Genomic DNA, 24,003 nt, shown 5'->3' on the forward strand with positions numbered 1-24,003 from the left:
CATTTACACAACCTTGGCCAGCTCCTGCGCAACAAACCCGGAGCCGGCACGCGAAGGGTGGTACGGCATGTTGTAGTGGGTGGTGGTGGTATCTACCAGGCCGGAAACCCAACGCTCACTATCCCTTGCGCAGGTGTTGTGGCTTGCGGAAGCCGTCTTAATGTCTACAAACGTCGCACCGATTTCACGGGCCGCGCGCTCCTGGAAATTGCGAGTGTTGTTTTCCACCTGCTGCAGCAGCGGCACCGTGATACCCAGCGGCGCGTTGGGAACCACGTTTATCAGGCAGAAGCGCTGCGCACCGTTTGGCTCAGACATGGCGAGCATGCCCGCAATGATGATTTTGGTGTGTGGTGCGACCTCACGAATTTTCGCCGCCGCTGCGTGCATGTCCGCAACGTAGCGGTCCCCAATACGCCCGAAATCAAAACCGGTGCCAGAGGCACGCGTGTTGCTGGGCCAGTGGTTGTTAAAACCAACAGCGAGCACCACGCTGCGGGTATGCGGGTTGATGTCTCCGCGCGCAATGGCTTTTTGCACCATGCCGATACTGGACCAGGACGTCAGGCCAGCGCACGACCAGTCCGCCACATTCAGGCCCGTGCGGGCAGCCAGCTGACGAGGGTAGTTGTCAGGGCTTTGCAGGCACGCGCCGTTTGAGGGGTAGTCAGCCAGAAACGAGGAGCCATCTGCGCCGGGGATCTTCGCCGCCCAGTGGCGCTGATTGTCTGGGTTGGCTGCATACGAGTCGCCGATGACGACAACGTTGCCGGCCGGCTGGGCCATCGCTACCGGCGCGGCACCTAAACTGACCGCACCAAGAGACAGGAAAGCAGCAAAACCCTGGAGCAAACCTCGAAGACGCATAAACGTTAGGTTACATTGAGCTGCCCACTTGCTAGAAGTCGCCCACAACGTGCAGCGTTACCGGCGCCGCGCTAAACCGGTAGGTTCCCGGCAGCGGGTCTACCGTAGCGATGATTTCATTCGCCAAATCCACAGACCCATCCAGCTGAATATGGGTCTCATCCGCTTCAAAAATGGCACCTGGGGCCAGCAGCACCCAGACGTTGTTACGCACCAGCGCAAACCTGCGGCCAAACCTGAGCCGGTAGCGCGCCGCACGGATCAACGCCTTGGAGGCGTTGACATCAAGATCAATGCGGCCGGTGGCATCCACATCTAAAATCTTTGCCTCCACCGCACCAAGGGAGGAACCCTCGCGCAAGGTTGCAGCCTCTACGAGCTTGCGTATCGACGCCATGCCCAACACACTTCCCCTTTCCCCATCACCAACCCCAAGAGGCAGTTGTTCCGTGAGTACTTGGGCAAACGCAGCGACATCCCAACACAGCGCTGCCTCCAACTCATCCGGAGTCACCCACAGCGCCTGAGTAAAACGAACGATGCCAGTCGGCGGGTCAATATGGCCCAACACCGGATCCGTAATAAAGAGAAACCCGCCCGGCAAGTTCCTCGCGGTGAAGTGGTGACCCGGCGCGATGTCATTGCCGCTACGCCACACGGAAGCCACCATTGTTGCTAGCTGCTCCGCGGGCCAGGCAAAGGGAACAGGACCCGAGTGCGGCACGCGCATAGTTAATTCCGTCTGTGTGCCCGCAACGGGAACGGAAGAACGCACCCGTGAAAGCCCGAACGTGACGTACAAGTAGTGGGGGACAGGACCCTCCACCAGGTACGCCCGAACTTCTAGCTCATCAAACGCAAACATGAACGGCTCAGGCGCTTGGCTGAGATCTGAGCTGAGATCTGAGCTGAAATCTTGAGTGCGTGCTGCAATGTGCGCACTGATTGCGTCTCCACCAAGGCGCGGGGCGTGGAACATCCGCTCCGCAAACTCACGAAACCACGACACAAATAACAATCTACGGGAACTAAAACATTGAAACTGACGTTATTGACAGTGACACTAAAAGTGACACGAGAAGTGACACGTGAAAGCGATATGTAAAAGAAAGGACAGGGTTACGTGAAAAGCTCGAACCCCGTGCTGAAAAACCTGCCGGGCGCCCAGGGGGCGCAGGGCTACCAGGACTATCAGGGTTACCAGGACTACCAGGGGATCCAGACCCTGCCACAGTCTGAGCGCCCGATGACCGTGGACGATGTGATTACCAAGACCGGCATCACGCTTGCCGTGATCGTGCTTGGCGCTCTGATTTCCTTCGGTCTGTTTGCCAGTGGCAATGACGCCGCCGGCACGATCGCAACTGCTGTCGGCGGTGTTGGCGCCTTCATCGTGGTGATGGTGCACTCCTTTGGCCGCAAGTACGGCTCGAAGACGCTGACCTTGATCTACGCCATTCTTGAAGGCCTGTTCCTTGGTGGCTTCTCCCTGCTGATCACTGGCGCCTTCAGCGTTGGCGGATCTGATGCGGGCTCGCTCATTGGTCAGGCAGTGATTGGCACCATCGGCGTGTTCATCGGCATGCTGTTTGTCTACCGTACCGGCGCCATCCGTGTGACCCCACGCTTCACTCGGCTACTGACCGGTGCCATTTTCGGTGTGTTTTTCCTGGCGCTGGGCAACCTGTTGCTGTTCCTGTTCACCGGCATGTCCCCGCTGCGCGGCGGCGGCACCCTGTCAATCGTGTTCGGTCTGGTGTGCGTGGTGCTCGCAGCACTCGCATTCCTGCAGGACTTTGACCAGGTGGACAAGCTGGTCCGCATCGGCGCACCGGAGCAGGCAGCATGGGGCGCAGCCCTGGGCCTGGCTGTGACGCTGGTGTGGCTCTACACTGAGATCCTTCGCCTGCTGGCCATCTTTAATGACCGCTAGCTAAAACGGGGATACGACAAAAGCCCCGCACCTTCAGATTGTGAACTGAAGTGGTGCGGGGCTTTCGCTTTGCGTTTAGTAGTTCGACTCCGGGTTTACCGACTGGCCGTCAACGCTGATGGTGCTGAAGACAACCTCACCATCGACGTCCTGCGGAGCGCCCAGCACTACGCTGACGCCCTCAACAACGCGATCCGGATCAACAGTGACGCGGGTAGCGGTGCCGGACGCGCCGTTAGCGGTCCACTCGTCCCAGACGATGTCCTCGAGGCGCTCCTTGCCACCCTCGCAGTCCAGGTTCAGTGCAGCCGGGCGCTGCAGGCCGGTCACGCCGCAGTTGTTCAGCAGCGGCGTAGCGTCAGCGCCAGCGGTCACGGTGGTGGTGGAGGCTGCGGTAGCGGTTGCCTGCGCTGCAGAAGCGTCAGCCACGTTGGTTGCGTCAGCAGTCTTGGCTGCGCCGGTGCTGCCGGAGGAAGCCAAGGAGTCAGCGCTCTGGCTCATTGCCGTGTCTACCTTCTGATCAGAAGGGTTCTCATTCGGCGGGGAGCAAGCAGTGATAGCAAGAGCAGCAATTGCGGCAATGCCAGCTGCGGCGATACGGGAAGGTGAGGAAGTCACGGGTTACATCCTTAAGTGTTGAAAGCAGTCGAGTGAGATGCTTTGTACTTCTTACTTACTTCTTACGCGGGGTAGAAGCCTTAACCGAATCATAAGGCTCCGCGGAGATAATCGTCACCGAAATCTCGCGACCATTTGGTGCGGTGTAGGTGCGCGTCTCTCCCTCAGATGCGCCGACAACGGCAGCGCCCAGCGGAGAGTTCTCCGAATAGGTCTCAAGATCCTTGTTGCCAGTGGAGGCAGCGCGGGTACCAATGAGGAAGGTTTCCTTATCGTCCTCATCACCGTTGTAGTAGACGTGGACAACGGAACCGACGTGGGCAACGCCCTCAACAATGCCGGTGCGCTCAGTGGTGGAGTTAGCTAGGAGCTCAGAGATCTGCTTAATGCGAGCCTCTTCTTGATCCTGCTGTTCACGCGCAGCGTCGTAGCCCGCGTTCTCCTTCAAGTCGCCCTCTTCGCGGCGCTCGTTGATCTCGGCCGCGATGACCGGACGGTTATCAATCAGCTGCTGAAGCTCGGTCTCCAGCTTCGCCTTCATCTCAGGAGTGATGTACTGCTGTTGGGTCTCAGCCATAAGTCCACTACCTTCCCTTTTACTTCGGGCCCTTTTACCTCGGGTTTACCTCATAGTTGCAGGGCGCAAGCTTAACACGGCAGGCGCCACTATCTGGCACCAAGGTGCGCAGACTGTGGGTCCAGATATGACGGCAGGTCATAAGAACAGCCGTAGACCCTTCCATCTGCTAGCCGCCCGCGAGTGGGCAGCTCCACCTCGAAGCGCAGCACATCCTCCCCGCCAGCAGGAATTACAAACTCGCGGCGTCCAACCTCTGCATGGTCATAATCCACCGCTTGGATGATGCAGTACGCATCCTCATCGGTCTTCTTGCGGGTCACGTCCACCCACACACGTGCGGTGTCATCGCTCACACGCTCTTCACCAACAACCTCGGCGCTGATGGGACGAGACTGGCTGCGATAGATTGCCTGGCCAGCAACGACCAGGGTGAACGCCACCAGTACAACAGCCACGATGACAATGATCTTGCCGCTGACAGTGGTGCCTTGCTGCCGCTGTTTTTCAGTAGCAGCGCCATAACGGGGGCGCTGCTTCGGAGAGTTTGCAGATGCGTTCGGCGCTTGCGGCACGGCGTTCAACCTCACTTCACTTCGATGACCCCCACAGGGAGATGTACTCGATCGTACTAATATGGTCGGTTGTTATTGCATGACCCCCTTCCAGGAAAGTTGGATCAAAACAGTGACAGGTTTGCGCCTTATGGCCATCCACGCCCACCCGGACGATGAATCGTCCAAGGGTGCAGCAACTATGGCTAAGTACGCTGCGGAGGGACACCGTGTCAAGGTAGTAACGTGTACTGACGGTCGCCGCGGCGATATTCTCAATCCCGCGATGGACCGCCCTGGCGTGTTGGAAAACATTGTCGCGGTTCGTGAGCAGGAGATGGCTCAGGCAGTGGATGCGCTTGGCGTTGAGCACGAGTGGATGGGGTATGAGGATTCCGGCTTGCCTCAGGGCGACCCGCTGCCGCCGCTGCCGGAAGGGTGCTTTGCGGTGCAGCCGGTTGAGGAGGTTGCGGGAAAGCTCGTGGCGTCGATACGCAGCTTCAAGCCCCATGTGCTGATTACTTACGACGAAAATGGCGGCTACCCCCACCCTGACCACCTGATGGTGCACGCGATTTCCATGGTTGCTTGGGAACGAGCGGGAGATCCCGCCTTCGCCCCGGAAGCAGGGGAGCCATGGACGCCGATGAAGATGTACTACAGCCACGGTTTCATCCTGAAGCGCATGGAGCTTCTGCACGACCTGCTGGTGGAGCGGGGCGAGGTCAGCCCATATGGGCTGATGATTAAGCGTTGGAAGGAAAACGAGGCCGACATCATGGAGCGGGTAACCACCCGCGTTGCATGCGCCGACTACTTCGAACAGCGCGCCCAGGCGCTGACTGCGCATGCGACGCAGATCGATCCGGCCGGCGCGTTTTTGGCAAGCCCTGTTGCAGATCAGCAGCGTGTGTGGCCGACCGAAGAGTTTGAGCTGGCCCAAACCCGCGTTGAAGTCACGTTGCCAGAGCACGACCTGTTTGAGGGCATTATAGAGGGAACCAAGTAACAATGACTGATTTTTCTTTTGCTGAGCCTTCGTTTGCTGAGCTTTCGTACGTAGTCGCCCAGGCACCGCCGGAAACGCCGCGGGGCCCTGACTTTGGCAAGGCCCAGCCGACAGGCCTGCTGCTAATCGTGGTCCTTGGTGTTGCCGTCATCGCCTTGGGTTGGGCGTTTCACCGCAGGTTCTCGCGCTTCAACCGTCGTCGCGCGTTTGCGGAGATGCACGGTATTGATCCATTTGATGAGAAGGCCCTGGATGCGGCGATGGAGGAAGCCGGCGTGCTGGATCGCCGCCGCAAGCGGTTCATCTAAGTGTGCAGTTGTTGGGCGCGGGTAGAGTGAGTTTTGTGACTGTGCTGGAAACGCTGCTTTACCCGTTGTATGAGGCGCGCCTGCGCCGAGAACTGCGTGGTAAGCCCCGCCCGAAGCACATTGGGGTGATGGCGGACGGGAACCGTCGTTGGGCTCGTGAGGCGGGCTATGACGATATTTCGCACGGCCATAGGGTGGGCGCCGCCAAAATTGGTGAGTTGGTTCGTTGGTCTGCAGAGATGCAGATTGATGTGCTGACGATCTATTTGCTGTCCACCGAAAACTTGCAGCGCACCAGCGAAGAGGTTGAGCTGCTGTTCACCATCATCTCTGAGGTGATTGATGATCTGGCGGCGGAGCAGTACTCCTGCCGCGTACGCCTCGTCGGCCACTTGGAGCTGTTGCCGCCTGAGGTTGCGGAGCGCATGCAGCGCTCTGCTGACACGACCACGCAGAAGCACGGCCTAACCGTCAACATTGCGGTGGGTTACGGTGGCCGCCAGGAGATTGTGGATGCAGTGCGCACGCTTATCGACGATGCGGTGTCCACCAACACGCCCCCCGAAGCACTCTCCAGCCTGGTCACGGTGGAGTCAATCGCAGACAACCTGTACACCTCGGGCCAACCGGATCCTGATTTGGTGATCCGCACCTCCGGCGAACAGCGCCTTTCAGGGTTTTTGCTGTGGCAGGCGGCGTACTCAGAAATCTGGTTCACCGATACCTACTGGCCAGCGTTTAGGAAGATTGACTTCCTGCGTGCGTTGCGTGATTACTCGCAGCGGTCCCGCCGGTTTGGCAAGTAGTTTTTCTTACCTCTTGCGCTAGATCTTGCGCATCCTCACCCGCTGCACGGTGTGGTCATATCCCTTGCGCAAGACGAGCGATGCCCGCACACGGGTTGGCAGAATGTTTTCCACCAGGTTGGGCAGGTTGATGGTCTGCCACAGCTCGCGGGCCTTATAGGCGGCCTGTGAGTCATCCAGATTGGCGTAGGACGCGAAGTGCGCACCGGGCTCACGGAAGGCAGTATTGCGCAGCTTCAAGAAACGCTCGATGTACCAACGCTCAATATCTTGAGTTTTTGCGTCAACGTAGATGGAGAAATCAAACAGGTCGGACACCATGAGTGTGGGGCCGGTTTGGAGCACGTTGAGGCCCTCCAAGATCACAATGTCCGGCTTGCGTACCTCGACGTACTCACCGGGCAGGATGTCGTAGGCCTTGTGCGAGTAAATCGGGGCCTTCACTAACGGCTGGCCGGATTTCACCTCAGTGACAAAGCGCATGAGTTGGCGCCGGTCATAGGACTCGGGGAAGCCTTTGCGCTTCAGCAGGTTGCGTTTTTTGAGTTCGGCGGTGGGGTAGAGGAAGCCGTCGGTAGTAATCAAGTCCACCCTGGGGTGAGAATCCCAGCGCTGCAGCAGCACCTGCAGCACGCGGGCGGTGGTTGATTTGCCAACTGCCACAGACCCTGCGATGCCGATGACAAAAGGCACATGCCCAGGATCACCCCCGATGAAGGCCTCCGTGGAGTTGATCAGCTTCTGGCGCGCGCGAACGTGTAGGTGGATCAGGCGGGAAATCGGAAGGTAGATGTCTTCGACCTCTTGCAGGTCCAAGTTTTCACCGATGCCGCTGAGCGTTTCCACCTCCTCAGCTGTGAGAACTTGCTTCATGGTGGCGCGGCGTTGTTTCCAATCGTCGCGAGAGAAATCGAGGTAGGGGCTCGAATCGGCACCATTGGCTACGCGGGACATGAGCACTATTGTTGGCATCTGTGCGAATTTAAGCAAAATTGTGTAAGCCTGGCGGCCTATACTTTCATTCGACCGTGCCCAAACTCTATTGAAAGGACCAGGTTTGTCTGCGTCTGTTGACCCCCAAGACCTGCGTTACCAAGATCTAGCAACGTATGACCCTGAGGTGTACGCCGCCATTGAAGGCGAGCTTGCCCGCCAGCGCACCACGCTGGAAATGATTGCTTCTGAGAACTTTGTGCCGCGCAGCGTGCTGCAGGCACAGGGTTCTGTGTTTACTAACAAGTACGCCGAGGGGTACCCGGGGCGTCGCTACTACGGCGGCTGCGAGCACGCTGACGTGGTGGAGGATCTGGCACGTGACCGTGCGAAGGAAGTGTTTGGCGCGAAGTACGCCAACGTGCAGCCGCACTCCGGTGCACAGGCCAACGCCGCCGTGCTGATGGCGCTGGCGGAGCCGGGTGACACGATCCTGGGCCTGTCGCTGGCTCACGGTGGCCACCTGACTCACGGCATGAAGATCAACTTCTCCGGCCGTCTCTACAACGTTGCGGCCTACGAGGTGGAGGAAGACACCCACCTGATTGATATGGCCAAGCTGCGCGAGCAGGCGCGCGAGGTGAAGCCGAAGGTGATCATCGCCGGCTGGTCCGCCTACCCGCGTCATGAGGATTTTGCGGAGTTCCGCTCCATCGCCGATGAGGTTGGCGCGTACCTGTGGGTTGATATGGCCCACTTTGCTGGCCTGGTTGCTGCTGGCCTGCACCCGTCGCCGGTGCCGCACGCGCACGTAGTTTCCTCCACGGTGCACAAGACCCTTGGCGGTCCGCGTTCCGGTTTCATCTTGACCAATGACCTTGAGCTGCACAAGAAGCTCAACTCTGCTGTGTTCCCAGGCCAGCAGGGTGGCCCCCTGATGCACGTGGTGGCCGCGAAGGCGACTGCGTTCAAGATCGCGGGCACGCCTGAGTTCAAGGACCGTCAGCAGCGCACCCTGGATGGTGCGAAGATTCTGGCGGAGCGTCTGACCCAGCCAGATGCGGTTGAGGCCGGCGTTGGCGTGGTTTCCGGTGGCACCGATGTGCACCTGGTGCTGGTGGACCTGCGTAACTCTGAGATGGACGGCCAGCAGGCAGAGGATCTGCTGCATGAGGCGGGTATTACGGTCAACCGCAATGCGGTGCCGTTTGACCCGCGTCCGCCAGCCGTGACCTCTGGTCTGCGTATTGGTACCTCCGCGCTGGCAACGCGCGGTTTCGGCGAGGAGGATTTCCGCGAGGTAGCGGAGATCATCGCTGAGGCCCTGATCAAGGGCAAGGATGCCGATACTGCGGCACTGGCCAAGCGCTCCGCTGCGCTGGGCGAGAAGTACCCGCTTTACCCGGGTATTGAAGACTGGAAGATGCTCTAGCCTTTAGTCTTCGCTTGCGGCGTTGTTTGTGGTGCTGCTGGCGTGCTGCGTGCGTGCTGCGCGCAGCCACTCCGGCTGATCTGCAAGCAGCGCCTTGATTTCTTCGGTGGTCAGCGGCTTGTCCATGTCGTTGTTCTTCAACGCCGTGATGGAAATGCCAAGCTTGCGGGCCACCTCTGGGCGTGGGTGGGGGCCGTTGCGGCGCAGATCCACCAGCCACTGGGGCGGGTTGTCCTGCAGTTCGCGCAGTTGGGCGTGGGTGACGGCGCCGTCTTGGAATTCCTGCGGGGTGGCGGGAAGGTAAAGGCCAAGTTTCTTTGCGGCGGTTGCCGGCTTCATGGCGGTGCCGGATGGTGCATTCGTGCTCATGGCAGTCCACGCTAGCATTGAGCGCATGCTGACCATCTCCTTTGTTACTGGCACTGAACCGGGCAAGTGGTTTAAGCGGTATGAGGAGCTTTCGGGCACTTGCTTATCAGCGTTGCCGTCAACCAACCCCCTGGCCGAGCCCGCAGACCTTGCGCTGATGCGCCTGCCGGATACGCGAGTAGACGAGTCTTTTCACGTTGTCCGCCTCTATGAGGAGGCGCTTGGTGTCGCGGTGCCGAAGGACTCGGTGTACGCCGAGATGTTTGCCGCTACTGGGGAAGCGGTGGATATAGAAGATCTGCGCGATGAGATTGTGAACTTTGACTTTTTTGATTGCGTAGAGGCTGCAGGGGAGACCGAGGGGGACGCGATTGAGCAGTTGCGGACGGCGCTGCAGGTTGTCGCGGCGAACGTGGGTGTTGCATATGGGCCACTGCCACTTTTGCGGGCCGTGAGCAAGAAACAAGTTGTGGCGGCGCCGCTTGAGGCGCTGGAGGTAGCGCCGACGGAAATCGCGCTGGTATGGAAGAAAGAGCGCGACAGTGAGGAGGTCCAGGACTTCGTTGGGGTGGCGAAGGGAAGGACGGTGCGTTCGTCGCGGCAAACGGTGAAAGCGAAGAAGGGTGAGAAGCCTAAGAAGGGGGTAAAACCGCAGGCCAAGAAGCGTTCTGCGCAGGGAGTTCGGGGTAAGGTGCAACAGTGCTCAACTCGCAACCGGAAACGGCGGTGATGCCCCCATTAGGGTGTGATGGGAAGTGGTAGTCGGGGCTCCATATGCATAATAGGGAGTTGTTCTACGGAGAATCAGAAAGGTAATATGATTATGAACCGCAAGATTGTTGCTTCCATTGCTGCTGTTGCACTGGCTGGCGGCCTGGTTGCTTGCTCCAACGATGCAGACACCACTGCAGATACCACCGCGGAGACCACCGCTGACGCTACTGCCACCGACGTAGCTACCGAGACGGTTGCCGCTGAGACCGAGACCGCTTCCTCCACCGAGACCGCTACCGAGACCGTGGCGGCAGAAAGCGAGGGTGCTGCGGCTGCTGAGGGCGCAACCGAGGAGCTGGCGCTTGCTGGTGGCAAGACCGCAATGGTTCCGCAGGGCGTTAAGGCTGCTATCGACGAGTTTGCTGAGGCTTCCTGGGGCGAGCCGACCGCCGTTGAAGAGGTAGACGGCGGCTGGATCGTAACCTTCGACGGTGAGCACTACATCACCTGGAAGGAGTCCACGGGCGGCTCCCCGATCTGGGGTAAGATCGCGCAGTCCTGGCTCAACGACGTTCACGGTGCACGCGAGATCGGCTTCCCGCTGGCTCCGGAGACCCCGAACACCGACGAGTCTGGCTGGAACCAGGAGTTCGAGAACGGCACCCTCGAGTGGACCCGTGACGGCGGCGACGATGCTGCCTTCACCGCAAAGGTTGAGAAGTAAAAAACCCCGCTAAAGCCGTTTTGGTTTGCATCATGGCCGCACCTTCTTCACAATGGGTCTGGTGCAAAACCAAGGGTTTGATATTCGACCGATCCGTGAAGAGGACTATCCGCAGGTCCGTGAAATCTACGAGATGGGCTTGCGTTCCGGTAACGCCTCCTATGAAACTCGTGGGCTGACTTGGGACGAGTTTTCCCGGAGGAAGATTATTGAGACGGTGTTCGTGGCCGTCGATAAGCAAGACGATGCTCGGGTGCTGGGGTGGGTGGCTGCCGCGCCGGCATCGTCACGCAGTGTGTTCCATGGGGTGGTGGAAGACTCTATCTATACTCACCCCGATGCGCGCGGCAAGGGGGTCTCCGGCGCGCTGCTGGACAAGCTGATCGCCACCTGCATTGACCTGCACAAGTGGTCCATCCATGCGTGGATTTTCCCGGAAAATGAGGGCTCTGCTGGCCTGCACCTCTCGCGAGGTTTTGAAAAGGCCGGCACCTTCCACAACATGGGCAAGATGAGCTACGGCGAGCACAAAGGCCAGTGGCGCGACTGCGACATCTACGAGCTGCTGCTGCCGATGAGCAAGGATGATTCCAACTAGCTCAACTAGCTCAACTAGCTCAGGTCTTCCTTGAGCGGCTCCTCCTTGACCGGGAAGAGCAAGATGAGCGCAACGATGGTGAGCGGCACCATGAGCATGAACACCGGGGTCAGGCCGTCGTTATAGCTGCTCAATACCACCTCGCGCAGGGGGCCTGGAAGCTGCGCAACAAGGTGCGGGGTGAGGCTGTTTGCGCCGTTTTGGAACTTCTCTGCCCACTGGGCGCCCTCAGGACCGAGCTGTGCGAAGGCCTCCGGGAGACGTGTTTCCAGGTGGTCGCGCATTCCGTGGATGAACAGGGAGCCTGCGAGCGACGCGCCAATGGCCGAGCCGATCTGGCGGAAAAAATTGTTGGTAGAGGTAGCGGTGCCAACCATGCGCAGGGGAAACGAGTTCTGCACAATCAGAACCAGCACCTGCATAACAAGGCCCAAGCCGAAGCCGAAGACAAACATGTACACGCCGAGGCGGGTCAATGATGTTTGTGGAGTGAGCTGGGAGAACAAGTAAAGGCCAAGGGAAGTTACTGCCATGCCCGCAATCGGGTACATCTTGTAGCGGCCAGTCTTAGCAATGATGAATCCCACCGCCATGCCGGTGCCCAGCATGCCAAGCACCATCGGCAGCATCATCAGGCCTGCTTCGGTTGGGGTGAGCTCGTGGACCATCTGCAGATACGTCGGCAGATAAGCCAGCGTACTAGTCATGGCAAAACCTAACACGGTGCCAGCCAGCGTTGTTAACACCATGTTGCGGTTGCGGAACAGTCCCATCGGGATCAGGGGGTCCTTCACGCGAAGCTCTGTAAACACGAACAGCACAGCGCTGACGGCGGCAACGGCGGCAAGGGTCACAATGATGGGGGAGTTCCACTCATACTGCGTGCCGCCCCACGTGGTGGTGAGGATCAAGCTGGTGGTGGCGATGACCATCAGCGTGGTACCCACGTAGTCGAAATGCATGCCCTTTGCGGAGCCACGACGCAGCTTCAGCACGGTGGCCGAGGCGGTCATGGCCAGCAGCCCCAGTGGGATGTTCATCCACAGCGCCCAGCGCCAACCCGGGCCGTCCGTAAACCAACCACCAAGCACAGGGCCCAGCACGGAAGAGACGCCGAAAACCGCACCCATGACGCCCATGTATTTGCCGCGCTCACGAGCCGGGACAACCTCAGCGATGATGGACTGGGAGTTGACCATCATGCCGCCCGCACCAAAACCTTGGATGGCGCGGCCGATGATGAGCAGCTCCATAGTTTGTGCGAATCCACCGATCGCGGAACCGATGACAAACAACACGATGCCGCCGATGTAGAGCCATTTGCGGCCAAGGATGTCCCCAAGCTTGCCGTTTAGTGGCATTGCAATAGTCATGGTGACCAAAAACGCGGAGATCACCCAGCTCATGTGCTCCACGCCGCCCAGTTCGCCGACAATCGTTGGCATGGCGGTAGCGAAAATCATTTGCCCCAGCGAGCTCATCAGCATGGTGAGCAGAAGGGCAGAAAACACCAGCTTCACGTTGGGTGCCGCCGGCTGAGCTGCGCTCGATGTTGTGGGGTTGTCTACCATGTCATCTCCTTTACGTAACCGGTCAGCTCTTTGGCGTAGGCGAGTAGTTGGGCGGTGGGGTCGGCGTCTTCCGGCGGCTGCCACAGGTAGCGGCTCACCACACCATGGAACAAGACGACGATGAATTGGGTCTCTTCCTCCGAGGATCCGGAGCCTCTTCGGTCCTCCGGAAACTGCTCAAAATGGTCGCGTACCGCGCGTCCAACCTTGGAAAGAAAGCCGCGCTTGCGGGCAGCCTCCGCGTGCATCAGACCGGGATTGTTCTCCAGCAATTCACGACGGCACGTCGCCGCCGGCCCGTCGAACGGCCCTGGCTTGACCTCCATGGAACGAATGACCAGCTCCAAGAGGTTATCGCTGGGGGTATCCCGGATTGCGTCCAGGGCGGACTGGCTAAATGCGAAAGGGAAGGAGCCGAGGATGGCTTCATCTTTGGAATCGGCGTAGTTGAAAAAAGTGCGCCGGGAAATGCCTGCGGCGCCACAGATATCTTCAACTGTGACGTTGTCATAGCCGTGTTGGCTGATAAGCCTGGCGGCTTCGTTGCGAATGTTTCGCAGCGTCTCGCGGCGTTTCTGCTCCCTGATTCCCTCTTTTTGCACGGGGTGCAATATTACACCCCGTGCAAACTAAGGCAAGCCCGCTGAAAGCTCGCCTTCTACCAGGGCAGTGTTGCTCTCCGAGTAGGTCAGTTTGATTACGCCTGGCGCGATCTGATCAACGTCCCAGCGGCCCTGGCCGTTGTTGCAGCCCTTGGTCAGCGGGGTCGACTGGCCATCCTCGTCGATCAGTGCCGTGCAGCCCGTCAGGGGATAGGTCACCGACGCGGTGCCGCCACCAAACGTGGCCACCGCAGGCCACGCCTGCACCTTCGCGTTTTCCTCAAGGCTATTCAGGGTGCCCGTGAACGTGCCGGTCGGAGCTTCCGGGTCTTGCGCAAGTTGCGGCTGCGCGGTCACCGTCACCGTCTCCGGGACAGCGGAGGTGGGCTCGGGGCGAGGGTTCGCCGACCACCACGCACCCGCAAGCGCAACCAGGATCAAGGCGACAGCAAGCGCCGAGACGCCGGCGGCAATCCAAGGTTTGTTGGAGCCGCCGGCGTCGCGGAGTTCAGAAAATGAATCTGCCACTAGCTAGCTGACACTAGTTGCGGTCAGTGTTTGCCATGGACAGCACGTTGAGGCGCTTGTCCAGCTCTTCCTCGGTGAGCTTCTCGCCGTCCACAAAGCCAAGATCGATCGTGGCCTGGCGGATGGTGATGCCCTCCTTGACCGCGTGCTTAGCAATCTTCGCAGCGTTTTCGTAACCAATCGCGGAGTTCAGCGGGGTCACGATAGACGGGGAGGACTCCGCGAGTTCGCGCATGTGCTCGACGTTCGGCTCAATGCCGTCCACAAGCCTGGTAGCAAACTGGCGTGCCGTGTTTGCCAGCAGGCGGGAGGACTCCAGCACGTTGCGAGCCATCATCGGGATGAACACGTTGAGCTCAAACTGACCCTGGGTGCCGCCGAAGGCAACAGCAGCGTCGTTGCCAATGACCTGTGCGGAGACCTGCGTTGCGGTCTCGCACAGCACCGGGTTGACCTTGCCCGGCATGATGGAGGAGCCTGGCTGCAGATCCGGCAGGTGGATCTCAGCGAAACCAGCCAGCGGGCCGGAGCCCATCAGGCGGATGTCGTTGGCGATCTTGTAGAAGGAGACCGCCACGGAACGCATCGCGCCGGAGAACTCCACCAGCGCGTCACGGTTGGCCTGCGCCTCGAAGTGGTTCTTCGCCTCAGAGAGCTGCTCGACCCCGGTGAGCTTCACAAGCTCCTCAGTAACCTTGCCGCCGAACTCAGCCGGAGTGTTGATGCCGGTGCCCACAGCGGTGCCGCCGATAGCCAGCTCACCCAGGCGGTGCAGGGTCGCCTCAACACGCTCGATGCCCAGCTCGATCTGGCGTGCATAGCCAGAGAACTCCTGACCCAAGGTGACCGGGGTGGCATCCATCAAGTGGGTGCGGCCCGACTTCACAACCTCGTGCCACTCCTTGGCCTTCTTATCCAGGGACTCGTGCAGCATCTTCAGGCCCGGGATGAGGTCATTGACCGCCGTTTCGGTAGCAGCCACGTGGGTTGCCGTTGGGAAGGTGTCGTTCGAAGACTGGCCCATGTTCACGTGGTCATTCGGGTGTACCTCAACGCCATTGGCCTTCGCAATGGACGCGATGACCTCGTTGGTGTTCATATTCGAGGAGGTACCGGAACCGGTCTGGAACACATCGATCGGGAACTGGTCGTTGTGCTTGCCGTCCGCAATTTCCTTCGCGGCAGCGATAATTGCGTCAGCTTTCTCAGCGTCCAGCTTGCCCAGATCCTTGTTCACCTGAGCACACGCGGCCTTCAACAGGCCAAGAGCGCGAATCTGCTGAGCCTCCAAGCCGCGGCCGGAGATAGGGAAGTTTTCCACAGCACGCTGGGTCTGTGCACGCCAGAGAGCGTCGACGGGCACCTTGACCTCGCCCATCGTGTCATGTTCGATGCGGTATTCCTGATCAGCCATGATTGTCCTTTACTTTTTTCCCATGCACGTCGTGCACGTGCACTAGCGTTATTGTGCACTCGTGCCTGTCCACTGATCGATTATGCCCCAGATAACAAAAATGAGGTGCTGTAATGACTGAAAGCCGTGCGCAAAAGACCCCCGCATTGAGGGATGCACTGGTGGCGGCGGCGGCCCTGGCGTCCATGTACGCACTTTTTATCGGTCAAGGGCTGCTTCTGGTGCGTTTGGGCTTGCCGCGATCGACGGCAGCAGCGCTGATACCGGTCATGCTTCTGGTGGCCATGGCTGCGCCTATGTACCTGCTTTTCCGCTACATGCGGGGCCGCGGGCCTGGGCTCGGGTTTACGCGTTTGGGGCACCGGGGTTGGCACCTTCTGTGGCAGACGCCGGCGGTGGTGGTTGCTGCGGCGACTTCCAGCGCAATCATCGGCACGCTTATAGGGCTTGCCCCCGATAAAGAATCGGCCACAAACGTGCTGGCTTCGGATGCGAAACAGGCCGCCCCCGTCCTGCTGCTCTTAATTGCCTACCTGCTGGTAGGGCCGGTGCTTGAAGAGGTGGTGTTCCGTCGCGTACTCATGGGCTATTTTGACAGCCTGATGCCGGCGGCGGCAAGCGTGCTGCTCACCTCCGCCCTCTTCAGCGCCGCGCACATCGCGCCGCCAGCAATCCTCTACACTTTTTTCCTGGGCATTGGACTAGCGCTGGTGGCGCGGTTCCACGGCAACATCACCGCCAGCTTCATTGTGCACGCGGCTAACAACCTGCTGGCCAGCGCGGCAACGTTCGCAGCGTTTATAGCGCTGCTGTAAGTGGGGCTTACTGCTTCGGCCTACTGCTTCGGCTCGGAGTAGTCCACCACGGAGTACTCCTGCAGCTTGGCCAGCTGGTGCAGGGATTCCACGTAGCGTACGGTGCCGGACTTGGATCGCATGACCAGGGAGCGGGTGGTCGCACCGTTCTTGCGGTAGGACACGCCACGCAGCATGTCGCCGTTGGTCACGCCGGTGGCGGCGAAGTAGCAGTTGTCCGAGGTAACCAGGTCGTTGATGCCCAGCACGCGATCCAGGTCGTGGCCCGCGGCGAGCACGCGCTCACGCTCCTCGTCGGACTGCGGTGCGAGCATGCCCTGGATTTCACCACCCAGGCACTTCAGCGCACATGCGGTGATAACACCCTCGGGGGTGCCGCCGATGCCCATCGCCATATCGATGGAGTTGGTGTCTTGGGCGGCAGCAATGGCGCCAGCCACGTCACCATCCATGATGTAGCGAACCTTCGCACCGGCCGCGCGGATGTCACGCACCAGCTGATCGTGGCGCGGGCGATCCAGCACAACCACAGTTACCTCGTGCGGGCGGATGCCCTTGGCCTTGGCAACCACCTCAATGTTGTGGCTGACCGGGGCGGTGATGTCGATCTTGCCGGCAGCGTCCGGGCCGACGGCGATCTTGCTCATGTAGAACGCGTCCTGCGGGTTGAACATGGAGCCACGATCCGCGGCAGCGATCACGGAGATGGCGTTCGGGCGGCCCTCCGCCATCAGGCGGGTGCCGTCAACCGGGTCCACTGCCAGGTCAACCATGGCGCCCTGGCCGTTGCCTACCTGCTCGCCGTTGTACAGCATCGGGGCTTCGTCCTTCTCACCCTCGCCGATAACAATGACGCCATCCATGTTCACGGAGTTGATCATCTTGCGCATCGCGTCCACCGCGGCGCCGTCGCCTTCGTTCTTCTTGCCGCGTCCCACCCAGCGGCCGGAAGCCAAAGCGGCCGCCTCCGTCACGCGGACCAGCTCCATTGCAAGGTTGCGGTCCGGGAAGTATTCGTTGGGTGATTCAGTCATCGAGGCCAGCCTCCTCAAGGCGATAAAGCAAAGACAAATTAATGGACTCTTCCATTCTGGCACTAAATGCTTCACGGAACCTGAGCTTTCACACCCTAAAAAGGGGATTCGAGGCCAAAGCGGGAACGTGCCATACTGTTGCGCGTGGCCAACAAAGGAAAACCCCGCGTCTTTCAAGACGGCCGGGACATGCTCATCAACGTGGTTGTCATTGTCGTTCTCATGCTCGTCGGCGTAGGTGCGACGGGGCTGTGCACCTACAACCCGGGCACGCCGAAGAACGGACCTGTGCAGGAAGTTGATGCGGAAACGTTCCTTGGCATGGAGGCCCGCGCTACGAACTTCCCGGTGCGTTTCCCGCAGGCTCCGGAAGGCTGGGTGACTAACTCTGCGCGCCGCACCATGATCGACGGTCAACCGGCACCCGTGGTGGGTTGGGTGACCAAGGACGGCGGTTTCCTGCAACTCACGCAGACCGGCGCCGACCTTGACACTGCCGTTGCATCGGTAGATGGCAAGCTGCGCCCCAATGAGCGCACCGAGCAAGTTGATGGGCGCGAGGTGAGCATCTTGCTTAGCGACGATGCCGATACCCGCCCCATCTGGGCCCTCGACGCCGGCGACGCACGCTTTATTGTCACCGGTGCTGGCACGGACGCCGAGTTCACCGAGCTTGTGCGCGCCGCTTTGCAGGCGCAGCCGCTGCAGTAATTCTGATAAAGGGGACTATTCGTTTTCTTCGCGGCTGCCGATGGCGGCCTCGACGCGCTCGGAGGCGTTGTGGAGCAAGACCTCGCAACGCTTCGCTAGCGCCTCGCCCCGCTCCCAGTATTTGAGCGACTCATCCAGGCTCATCTGGCCTAGCTCGAGGATCTTCACCGTTTCCACGAGCTCAGCACGCGCCTGTTCGTAGCTTAAGGTCTGCGGGTCCGGAAATGCGTTGTCGCCAGCCTGGCCTGCGCCGAAAGTGTTCTCTGCCATTGTGTTGCTTCCTTTACTGGTTGGTTTTTGTTTTGGGTCTTCTGTGAGTCTGTCTAGTCGGCTTGGGTGACACCCATAGCTGCTGCGGTAATGGATCCGTCGCCGACGCGGATGCGCAGCTGGGAGCCGGGAGGGGACTGCTCGATGGAGGTCACAACTTCGGGCCCGGAGCCGTCGCGCGGCAGCATTTGGACCACCGAGTAGCCACGCGCCAGGGTTGCCGAAGGCCCAAGCGCCGAGACTTGGGCCCGCAACGCAGAAACCACAGAGGTTTGCTGCTGCACAAAGTAGGTGATCTCCCGGCGCATCCGCTGCACATCGCGGGCAACTTCCTCTTGGCGCTGGGTGATTGCGTTCATCGGGTTTGCCAGCGCAGGGCGGGAGCGGACGTTGGCCAGGCCTTGGCGCTCACGCTCCACCCAGGCGCGCAGGGCGGCGGCACTGCGAGCGCGGGCCTCTGCCACCAAAGCGAGTTCTTCTTCCATACTGGGCACGACGCGTTTTGCGGCGTCCGTAGGCGTGGCGGCGCGTAGGTCAGCGACGTTATCCAGCACCGGATTGTCCGGCTCGTGGCCGATTGCGGACACCACCGGGGTGCGTGCGGCTGCGACGGCGCGCTGCAACGCCTCCTCAGAAAACGGCAGCAAGTCTTCTACGGAGCCGCCGCCGCGGGCGATGATGATCACGTCCACCTCAGGATCCGCATCCAGGCGCTCGAGAGCCGCAATGACCTCAGGCACGGTGCGCGGGCCTTGGACTGCGGTGTTGACCACCTCGAAGCGCACCGCTGGCCAACGATCCTGCGCCACAGAAAGCACGTCGCGCTCCGCGGCGGACCCGCGGCCGGTGATCAGCCCGACCTTGTTCGGCAGGTAGGGAAGCCGCCGCTTACGCTGCGGGTCAAAGAGGCCCTCGGCCGCCAGGCGGTGGCGCAGCTGCTCGATGCGCGCCAACAACTCACCCACGCCCACGTGCCTAATCTCCGTGACCTTCATGGAGAAGGAGCCCCGCTGCGTGAAGAAGTTTGGTTTGCCGTGGATGATGACATGGTCGCCGTCGTTAAGCGGGGTGCTCATTCTGGTCAACAACCTGGTGTCAGCGATGAGCTCCACCGATGCCTCAGCCTGCGTATCGCGCAATGTGAGGTACGAATAGCTCCAGTTGGGCTTGGTATTTACCTGGGTGAGCTGCCCTTCGACCCAAAGGTAGCCCAGGCGCTCAATCCAGCCCTTGACGCTGGTGTTGAGTTTGGAGACGCTCCACGGCGTCTCCGCAGTACTTTTTGGCGCTTGCGCCCCATGTGGCTCTGCCACGAGAAAACCTCCAATTCCGCCCCGCAGGGGCCAATCCGCTCCTTAGGCACCACAAGCGTACGCGGTAGCCCTCTATGTAATTAGACGTAGCTTGGGTAGGGTCGGTTCCATGTCGGATGAGGGAAAAAATATTCTTCTCGCTTCCCCGCGCGGATACTGCGCTGGCGTAGACCGGGCGGTGGAAACCGTTGAGAAGGCACTTGAAAAGTACGGCGATCCTGTTTATGTGCGTAAAGAGATCGTGCACAACAAGTATGTGGTGAAGACGCTCGAGGAGCGCGGCGCCGTGTTCGTGGACGAAACCGACGAAGTGCCCGAGGGTGCCCACGTGGTGTTCTCAGCACACGGTGTGTCGCCGGAGGTGCGTGAATCCGCCCTGCAGCGCAACCTGCTGGCCATCGACGCGTCCTGCCCGCTGGTGACCAAGGTGCACAACGAGGCGAAGCGTTTCGCTCGCGACGGCTACCAGATCCTGCTGGTGGGACACGAAGGCCACGAGGAAGTGGAAGGCACCGCCGGAGAGGCTCCGGAAGTTACCCACCTCGTGGACGGGATCGAGGGCGTTGACGCGCTGCCAGACTTCCCGGAGGACCAGCCGCTGGTGTGGCTGTCTCAAACCACGCTGAGTGTGGACGAGACGCTGGAGATCGTAGAAAAGCTCAAAGCGCGCTTCCCACACCTGGAGGACCCGCCGAGCGATGACATTTGCTACGCCACCCAGAACCGCCAGGCTGCGGTGAAGAACATCGCGCCGCGCTGTGAACTGGTAATTGTGGTGGGTTCGCAAAACTCCTCCAACTCCAAGCGCCTGGTGGAGGTTGCGCTGGAGGCAGGTGTGAAGGCGTCCTACCTGGTGGATTACGCCCACCAGATCGATGATGCGTGGCTGGAAGGCGTGACCACAGTCGGCCTGACCTCGGGCGCATCCGTGCCGGAGATCCTGGTCCAAGAAGTGGTTTCCCACCTGGATGAGCGCGGCTTTACAAACGCCGAAGAAGTCACCACCACGGTGGAGACCATCACGTTTGCGCTGCCGCGGGACCTGCGGGTGCGCAGCTAGTTCGAGTACAGGTCATCTCCCAGTCGGCTTGAAAGCCGCCTGCTGGTAGAACTGCCGGTAGCGCCACTGGTAGAGCGGCTTGCGCTACGTTCCCGCTTGAGCAACTCATCCACTGACACCGTGCGCTGCCTGCCGGTGGCGCGCTCGCGTGCACGTCGGCTTTGGGTGGTGGTCTTGCGGTTGCTTGCCGCCGCCTGGATGCGTTGGCGTGTCTCGGTGCGCGCAAGCGCCCGGTTTTGGCGCCTGATCAGCTGCACGCGACCCCACCCAAGTACGGCGGCAATCACGGTTAATGTGGCAAGCCAGGGAAAGAGCTGCACCAGCGGGTAAACCACAAGCAGTTGCGCCGCGCGTGACGACGCCCCGCCGGCCGACAACTGATCACCAGCGCCGAGCACACCAATCGCGGTAGCCGCGGCAGCAAACAGCAGTGGGGCAGTGGCAACGGTCAAGAAAATCCCGCGCGGGTTCACCAGCAACGTGGTGGCAATGAGCGAGAGCGCGAAGAAGAATCCGCACGGCCACAGCGCGCCGCCTGAGAATGCGGACACAGCCACCGCCGTCAGCAGCGCGGCAAAGTTGATGCCGATAGCGGAGCCGGTGGGCAGGCCAACGAATTCTTTCGACGCGTAAGACACGGTTGTCCAGTCTAGCGGTTACGTTTCACGCCAAGGCGACGAAGCTTCGCACTTTGCTCACGAAGCTTTTTCAGGCTCGGGTTCAACCCCTTGCTAACTCCAGTGTTAACTCCAGGTGTTTTTGCGGCGCGCTCGGCAGGTTGGGGCACTTCATCTATGATCGGCGCGGCTGACCAATCCCTTTCCTGATGCCACTCTTGGCGCTCGTGAGCAGATTCTTCCTCAGCGATCTTTGCAATAACCGCCCCCTCCGAGGTGTAAAAATCCAACTCATCTGCGGTGCGCTCGCCGGAGTGGATTCGAAGCATATCCAATACGTAGCGGTATGCGACAGCAATCATCGCCGCCACCGGCACAGCAAGGAAGGCGCCGACCAGGCCGAAGAGGCCGCCGCCCACGGTGACTGAAATCAACACGATCACCGGGTGCAGGTCCATAGCGCGCGACTGCAGCATGGGGGAGAGGATGTTGCCCTCCAACTGCTGCACCACGATCACAATCGCCAGCACGATCAGTGCCTTAGTAAAACCAAGTGAGACCAGCGCCACCAACACAGCAAGGGTGCCTGCCACCACCGCGCCAACGATCGGGATGAAGCCCGCGACAAACGTGATCACGGACAAGGTGAACGCCATTGGCACTTGCAGAAGGGCGATGCCGAGGCCGATAAACGTGGCGTCGATAAGAGAAACGATCGCTTGGGCACGAATGAAACCTGAAAGGGTGATCCAAGCTCGGGTGAGGAGCTCCGTGGCGTGCAGGCCGCTGCGGCCGCCGGTGGCGGAGCGGAGCCAGGGCAGGAAACGGTGGCCGTCTTTAAGGAAGAAGAAGGTCAACACGATGATCACCATGAGCGTGACCGCCAGGCCGGCCGCCGAGCTGATACCGGAGAACACGCCGCCGGCGATCGCGCCCGCCTGGTTTTGTACCCAGTGGGCGATGTCGTTGGCGGCTTCGTTGATCTTCTCCGGGTCAATGTTGAGCGGCGGGCCCTGCAGCCACAGCTGGAGGCGCTGCACGCCCTCAAACGCTTGGAGATACAGCACCCGAGAGTGGTTGACTATATCTGGTGCGATGAGGCTAAAAATGGCGCCAAGCAGGCCAATGAAACCCAGCATGGTCAGGATGGCTGCCAGGCCAGCGGGCACCTTATGGCGCCGCAGCCACGTAGCAATCGGTGCCAGCACGGTGCAGATGATCAGCGCCAAAATCACTGGCAGTATGCCGGCCCAGAACGTGCCGATCATCTTGCCCAGGGCAAACAGGAACACCGCGATGACAATCAGCCGAATGGTGAGCATGGCGGTGTTTTTTAGCCATTGGTTCATCACCACGCCGCGGTCAACACGGTTGTTAGTGTTGGTTTCCGCGGTCTCGCCGGTGGTGTTCGTGGTGTCGGTGCTCGTGCTCACGAGGCCTATTGTGCCCGATGGGGCTTCTGGGTGTTGCGGGTGGGAGTGGGCTAGGATAGCGCAGCGTGAGCCTTACTCTTGGAATTGTCGGTTTGCCCAACGTTGGCAAGTCCACACTGTTTAATGCACTGACTCGTAATGACGTCTTGGCGGCGAACTACCCCTTCGCCACGATCGAGCCGAACGTGGGCTTGGTTGAGCTGCCGGACCCGCGTCTGAAGCGCTTGGCCGAGATCTTCAAGTCTGAGCGCATTTTGCCTGCGACGGTGTCGTTTGTAGACATCGCCGGCATTGTTAAGGGCGCGTCTGAGGGCGAAGGCATGGGCAACGCGTTTTTGGCCAACATCCGTGAGGCCGACGCGATCTGCCAGGTGGTGCGCGCGTTTAGCGACGAGAACGTTATCCACGTTGACGGCAACGTCGACCCCGCAAGTGACATCTCCGTGATCAACACCGAGCTGATCCTGGCGGACCTGCAGACCATTGAGAAAGCCCTGCCGCGCCTGGAAAAGGAAGCGCGTAAGGACAAAGACGTTGCAGCGCAGGTGGAGGAAGCCAAGAAGGCGCAGGCCATTCTTGAGGACGATCGCACGCTCTTCGCCGCTGCCAAGAGCGGGGAAGTAGACCTTGGTCTTCTACACCACCTGCACCTGATGACGGCCAAACCCTTCCTCTACGTGTTCAACTCCGATGAGGCGGTGCTCACGGATGAGGACCGCAAGCAGGAGCTGCGCGACCTGGTCGCACCCGCCGAGGCTGTGTTCCTGGACGCGCAGACGGAGACAGAGCTTCTCGAGCTTGACGACGAAGATGCCGCCGAACTGCTTGCCGCCGTCGGCCAAGACGAGCCAGGTTTGCAGACGCTGGCCAAGGCCGGCTTTGACACCCTTGGCCTGCAGACCTACCTGACGGCGGGGCCGAAGGAGGCACGCGCCTGGACCATCCGCAAGGGTGACACCGCGCCGAAGGCCGCAGGCGTAATCCACACCGACTTTGAGAAGGGCTTCATCAAGGCCGAGATCGTCGGCTTTGAAGACCTGGATGAGTTGGGCTCTATGGCCGAGGCCCGCGCCGCCGGCAAGGTCCGCCAGGAGGGCAAGGACTACGTCATGGTCGACGGCGACGTGGTGGAGTTTCGTTTCAATGTAACCTAAATGCGCTATGAATAGCGTATGACTACACGTGCTGCTATT

At 60.3% G+C, this 24,003-nt stretch carries 28 protein-coding genes; 12 read left to right on the forward strand and 16 right to left on the reverse strand.

Annotation, left to right across the window (positions count from 1 at the left end):
- Window positions 1–3: 3 nt before the first annotated feature.
- Window positions 4–867, reverse strand: coding sequence for a GDSL-type esterase/lipase family protein (locus I6I71_RS07050; protein ID WP_201819767.1), 864 nt, complete (start codon window positions 865–867; stop codon window positions 4–6).
- Between the two features lie 31 nt (window positions 868–898).
- The gene (locus I6I71_RS07055; RefSeq protein ID WP_201819769.1) at window positions 899–1,876 is read right to left on the reverse strand and encodes a suppressor of fused domain protein; all 978 of its coding nucleotides are present in this window, start codon (window positions 1,874–1,876) and stop codon (window positions 899–901) included.
- A gap of 114 nt (window positions 1,877–1,990) precedes the next feature.
- Between I6I71_RS07055 and I6I71_RS07060 the strand changes: the two genes are divergently transcribed.
- A complete protein-coding gene (locus tag I6I71_RS07060; protein ID WP_070495453.1) occupies window positions 1,991–2,800 on the forward strand; it encodes a Bax inhibitor-1/YccA family protein in 810 nt (269 codons plus the stop codon).
- Window positions 2,801–2,875: 75 nt separating this feature from the next.
- Here I6I71_RS07060 and I6I71_RS07065 read toward each other — a convergent pair whose 3' ends face one another.
- The 3 genes from I6I71_RS07065 to I6I71_RS07075 form a co-directional block, all read right to left on the reverse strand.
- The gene (locus I6I71_RS07065) at window positions 2,876–3,418 is read right to left on the reverse strand and encodes a hypothetical protein (protein WP_052204949.1); all 543 of its coding nucleotides are present in this window, start codon (window positions 3,416–3,418) and stop codon (window positions 2,876–2,878) included.
- Window positions 3,419–3,473: 55 nt separating this feature from the next.
- Complete coding sequence (gene greA / locus I6I71_RS07070) at window positions 3,474–3,995, reverse strand: transcription elongation factor GreA (RefSeq protein WP_052204947.1); 522 nt, start codon at window positions 3,993–3,995, stop codon at window positions 3,474–3,476.
- Window positions 3,996–4,084: 89 nt separating this feature from the next.
- Window positions 4,085–4,570 (reverse strand): DUF4307 domain-containing protein, encoded by a 486-nt coding sequence (locus tag I6I71_RS07075; RefSeq protein ID WP_052204945.1) that lies wholly within the window; start codon window positions 4,568–4,570, stop codon window positions 4,085–4,087.
- Between the two features lie 112 nt (window positions 4,571–4,682).
- On the opposite strand from I6I71_RS07075, the gene mca reads away from it, so the two are divergent.
- From mca to I6I71_RS07090, 3 genes are read left to right on the forward strand one after another with little or no spacing between them, the layout of a single operon-like run.
- Window positions 4,683–5,558, forward strand: a complete 876-nt coding sequence (gene mca / locus I6I71_RS07080) for a mycothiol conjugate amidase Mca (protein WP_201819777.1) — start codon at window positions 4,683–4,685, stop codon at window positions 5,556–5,558.
- A 2-nt stretch (window positions 5,559–5,560) separates the two neighbouring features.
- Window positions 5,561–5,866: a hypothetical protein gene (locus I6I71_RS07085; protein ID WP_070495441.1), complete on the forward strand. Its 306-nt coding sequence runs from the start codon at window positions 5,561–5,563 to the stop codon at window positions 5,864–5,866.
- Window positions 5,867–5,901: 35 nt separating this feature from the next.
- A complete protein-coding gene (locus tag I6I71_RS07090; RefSeq protein ID WP_052206404.1) occupies window positions 5,902–6,672 on the forward strand; it encodes an isoprenyl transferase in 771 nt (256 codons plus the stop codon).
- Between the two features lie 18 nt (window positions 6,673–6,690).
- Here I6I71_RS07090 and coaA read toward each other — a convergent pair whose 3' ends face one another.
- Window positions 6,691–7,626: a type I pantothenate kinase gene (gene coaA, locus I6I71_RS07095; protein ID WP_101734049.1), complete on the reverse strand. Its 936-nt coding sequence runs from the start codon at window positions 7,624–7,626 to the stop codon at window positions 6,691–6,693.
- A gap of 103 nt (window positions 7,627–7,729) precedes the next feature.
- Here coaA and glyA point away from each other — a divergent pair, with 103 nt between their 5' ends.
- Window positions 7,730–9,037, forward strand: a complete 1,308-nt coding sequence (gene glyA, locus I6I71_RS07100) for a serine hydroxymethyltransferase (RefSeq protein ID WP_201819779.1) — start codon at window positions 7,730–7,732, stop codon at window positions 9,035–9,037.
- A gap of 3 nt (window positions 9,038–9,040) precedes the next feature.
- Here glyA and I6I71_RS07105 read toward each other — a convergent pair whose 3' ends face one another.
- Window positions 9,041–9,406: a DUF5997 family protein gene (locus I6I71_RS07105; RefSeq protein WP_201819782.1), complete on the reverse strand. Its 366-nt coding sequence runs from the start codon at window positions 9,404–9,406 to the stop codon at window positions 9,041–9,043.
- On the opposite strand from I6I71_RS07105, the gene I6I71_RS07110 reads away from it, so the two are divergent.
- The 3 genes from I6I71_RS07110 (at window position 9,405) to I6I71_RS07120 (ending at window position 11,442) form a co-directional block, all read left to right on the forward strand.
- Window positions 9,405–10,136, forward strand: coding sequence for a LysR family transcriptional regulator substrate-binding protein (locus I6I71_RS07110; RefSeq protein ID WP_236587269.1), 732 nt, complete (start codon window positions 9,405–9,407; stop codon window positions 10,134–10,136). The two genes, I6I71_RS07105 and I6I71_RS07110, sit on opposite strands and share 2 nt — an antisense overlap.
- 93 nt (window positions 10,137–10,229) lie before the next feature.
- Window positions 10,230–10,844: an LGFP repeat-containing protein gene (locus tag I6I71_RS07115; protein ID WP_052204931.1), complete on the forward strand. Its 615-nt coding sequence runs from the start codon at window positions 10,230–10,232 to the stop codon at window positions 10,842–10,844.
- A 61-nt stretch (window positions 10,845–10,905) separates the two neighbouring features.
- Window positions 10,906–11,442, forward strand: a complete 537-nt coding sequence (locus I6I71_RS07120; RefSeq protein WP_373271003.1) for a GNAT family N-acetyltransferase — start codon at window positions 10,906–10,908, stop codon at window positions 11,440–11,442.
- Window positions 11,443–11,456: 14 nt separating this feature from the next.
- Here I6I71_RS07120 and I6I71_RS07125 read toward each other — a convergent pair whose 3' ends face one another.
- Genes I6I71_RS07125 through I6I71_RS07140 form a run of 4 tightly spaced genes read right to left on the reverse strand, consistent with a single transcriptional unit; the run spans window position 11,457 to window position 15,557 of the window.
- Window positions 11,457–13,013, reverse strand: coding sequence for an MDR family MFS transporter (locus tag I6I71_RS07125; protein WP_201819785.1), 1,557 nt, complete (start codon window positions 13,011–13,013; stop codon window positions 11,457–11,459).
- On the reverse strand, window positions 13,007–13,615 hold the full coding sequence (locus tag I6I71_RS07130) for a TetR/AcrR family transcriptional regulator (protein ID WP_201819788.1): 609 nt from the start codon (window positions 13,613–13,615) through the stop codon (window positions 13,007–13,009). The genes I6I71_RS07125 and I6I71_RS07130 overlap by 7 nt, the downstream gene beginning before the upstream one ends.
- Before the next feature lie 27 nt (window positions 13,616–13,642).
- On the reverse strand, window positions 13,643–14,143 hold the full coding sequence (locus I6I71_RS07135; protein ID WP_201819791.1) for a hypothetical protein: 501 nt from the start codon (window positions 14,141–14,143) through the stop codon (window positions 13,643–13,645).
- A 13-nt stretch (window positions 14,144–14,156) separates the two neighbouring features.
- Window positions 14,157–15,557 carry a class II fumarate hydratase gene (locus I6I71_RS07140; protein WP_201819795.1) on the reverse strand — a complete coding sequence of 467 codons (1,401 nt, stop codon included), beginning with the start codon at window positions 15,555–15,557 and terminating at the stop codon, window positions 14,157–14,159.
- A 113-nt stretch (window positions 15,558–15,670) separates the two neighbouring features.
- Between I6I71_RS07140 and I6I71_RS07145 the strand changes: the two genes are divergently transcribed.
- Entirely contained in the window at window positions 15,671–16,372 is a 702-nt protein-coding gene (locus I6I71_RS07145; RefSeq protein WP_201819799.1) for a CPBP family intramembrane glutamic endopeptidase, read from the forward strand.
- Window positions 16,373–16,392: 20 nt separating this feature from the next.
- Here I6I71_RS07145 and glpX read toward each other — a convergent pair whose 3' ends face one another.
- Window positions 16,393–17,406 (reverse strand): class II fructose-bisphosphatase, encoded by a 1,014-nt coding sequence (gene glpX / locus I6I71_RS07150; protein ID WP_201819816.1) that lies wholly within the window; start codon window positions 17,404–17,406, stop codon window positions 16,393–16,395.
- Between the two features lie 144 nt (window positions 17,407–17,550).
- Between glpX and I6I71_RS07155 the strand changes: the two genes are divergently transcribed.
- Window positions 17,551–18,117: a DUF4245 domain-containing protein gene (locus tag I6I71_RS07155; protein ID WP_201819818.1), complete on the forward strand. Its 567-nt coding sequence runs from the start codon at window positions 17,551–17,553 to the stop codon at window positions 18,115–18,117.
- A 15-nt stretch (window positions 18,118–18,132) separates the two neighbouring features.
- Here I6I71_RS07155 and I6I71_RS07160 read toward each other — a convergent pair whose 3' ends face one another.
- Window positions 18,133–18,387, reverse strand: a complete 255-nt coding sequence (locus I6I71_RS07160) for an exodeoxyribonuclease VII small subunit (RefSeq protein ID WP_101734043.1) — start codon at window positions 18,385–18,387, stop codon at window positions 18,133–18,135.
- Window positions 18,388–18,440: 53 nt separating this feature from the next.
- Window positions 18,441–19,700 carry an exodeoxyribonuclease VII large subunit gene (gene xseA, locus I6I71_RS07165; protein WP_201819820.1) on the reverse strand — a complete coding sequence of 420 codons (1,260 nt, stop codon included), beginning with the start codon at window positions 19,698–19,700 and terminating at the stop codon, window positions 18,441–18,443.
- A gap of 109 nt (window positions 19,701–19,809) precedes the next feature.
- Here xseA and I6I71_RS07170 point away from each other — a divergent pair, with 109 nt between their 5' ends.
- On the forward strand, window positions 19,810–20,760 hold the full coding sequence (locus I6I71_RS07170) for a 4-hydroxy-3-methylbut-2-enyl diphosphate reductase (RefSeq protein ID WP_201819823.1): 951 nt from the start codon (window positions 19,810–19,812) through the stop codon (window positions 20,758–20,760).
- Here the strand turns inward: I6I71_RS07170 and I6I71_RS07175 are convergent.
- Together I6I71_RS07175 and I6I71_RS07180 are read right to left on the reverse strand one after the other, a co-directional pair.
- On the reverse strand, window positions 20,757–21,398 hold the full coding sequence (locus I6I71_RS07175; protein WP_201819824.1) for a DUF6542 domain-containing protein: 642 nt from the start codon (window positions 21,396–21,398) through the stop codon (window positions 20,757–20,759). The two genes, I6I71_RS07170 and I6I71_RS07175, sit on opposite strands and share 4 nt — an antisense overlap.
- Before the next feature lie 11 nt (window positions 21,399–21,409).
- Entirely contained in the window at window positions 21,410–22,726 is a 1,317-nt protein-coding gene (locus I6I71_RS07180) for an AI-2E family transporter (protein WP_201823524.1), read from the reverse strand.
- A 149-nt stretch (window positions 22,727–22,875) separates the two neighbouring features.
- Here I6I71_RS07180 and ychF point away from each other — a divergent pair, with 149 nt between their 5' ends.
- Complete coding sequence (gene ychF / locus I6I71_RS07185) at window positions 22,876–23,964, forward strand: redox-regulated ATPase YchF (RefSeq protein ID WP_070495401.1); 1,089 nt, start codon at window positions 22,876–22,878, stop codon at window positions 23,962–23,964.
- Window positions 23,965–24,003 lie beyond the last annotated feature (39 nt).

This window comes from Corynebacterium riegelii, assembly GCF_016728505.1.
In the GTDB taxonomy this organism is placed as follows: domain Bacteria; phylum Actinomycetota; class Actinomycetes; order Mycobacteriales; family Mycobacteriaceae; genus Corynebacterium; species Corynebacterium riegelii.

Excerpts from the sequence above, each read along its gene's own strand:
- I6I71_RS07050 (WP_201819767.1), bottom strand. The coding sequence starts at position 867 with ATGCGTCTTCGAGGTTTGCTCCAGGGTTTTGCTGCTTTCCTGTCTCTT.
- greA (WP_052204947.1), bottom strand. The coding sequence starts at position 3,995 with ATGGCTGAGACCCAACAGCAGTACATCACTCCTGAGATGAAGGCGAAG.
- I6I71_RS07085 (WP_070495441.1), top strand. The coding sequence starts at position 5,561 with ATGACTGATTTTTCTTTTGCTGAGCCTTCGTTTGCTGAGCTTTCGTAC.
- coaA (WP_101734049.1), bottom strand. The coding sequence starts at position 7,626 with ATGTCCCGCGTAGCCAATGGTGCCGATTCGAGCCCCTACCTCGATTTC.
- I6I71_RS07110 (WP_236587269.1), top strand. The coding sequence starts at position 9,405 with ATGGCAGTCCACGCTAGCATTGAGCGCATGCTGACCATCTCCTTTGTT.
- I6I71_RS07105 (WP_201819782.1), bottom strand. The coding sequence starts at position 9,406 with ATGAGCACGAATGCACCATCCGGCACCGCCATGAAGCCGGCAACCGCC.
- I6I71_RS07115 (WP_052204931.1), top strand. The coding sequence starts at position 10,230 with ATGAACCGCAAGATTGTTGCTTCCATTGCTGCTGTTGCACTGGCTGGC.
- I6I71_RS07125 (WP_201819785.1), bottom strand. The coding sequence starts at position 13,013 with ATGGTAGACAACCCCACAACATCGAGCGCAGCTCAGCCGGCGGCACCC.
- I6I71_RS07140 (WP_201819795.1), bottom strand. The coding sequence starts at position 15,557 with ATGGCTGATCAGGAATACCGCATCGAACATGACACGATGGGCGAGGTC.
- I6I71_RS07145 (WP_201819799.1), top strand. The coding sequence starts at position 15,671 with ATGACTGAAAGCCGTGCGCAAAAGACCCCCGCATTGAGGGATGCACTG.
- glpX (WP_201819816.1), bottom strand. The coding sequence starts at position 17,406 with ATGACTGAATCACCCAACGAATACTTCCCGGACCGCAACCTTGCAATG.
- I6I71_RS07160 (WP_101734043.1), bottom strand. The coding sequence starts at position 18,387 with ATGGCAGAGAACACTTTCGGCGCAGGCCAGGCTGGCGACAACGCATTT.
- I6I71_RS07170 (WP_201819823.1), top strand. The coding sequence starts at position 19,810 with ATGTCGGATGAGGGAAAAAATATTCTTCTCGCTTCCCCGCGCGGATAC.
- I6I71_RS07180 (WP_201823524.1), bottom strand. The coding sequence starts at position 22,726 with ATGAACCAATGGCTAAAAAACACCGCCATGCTCACCATTCGGCTGATT.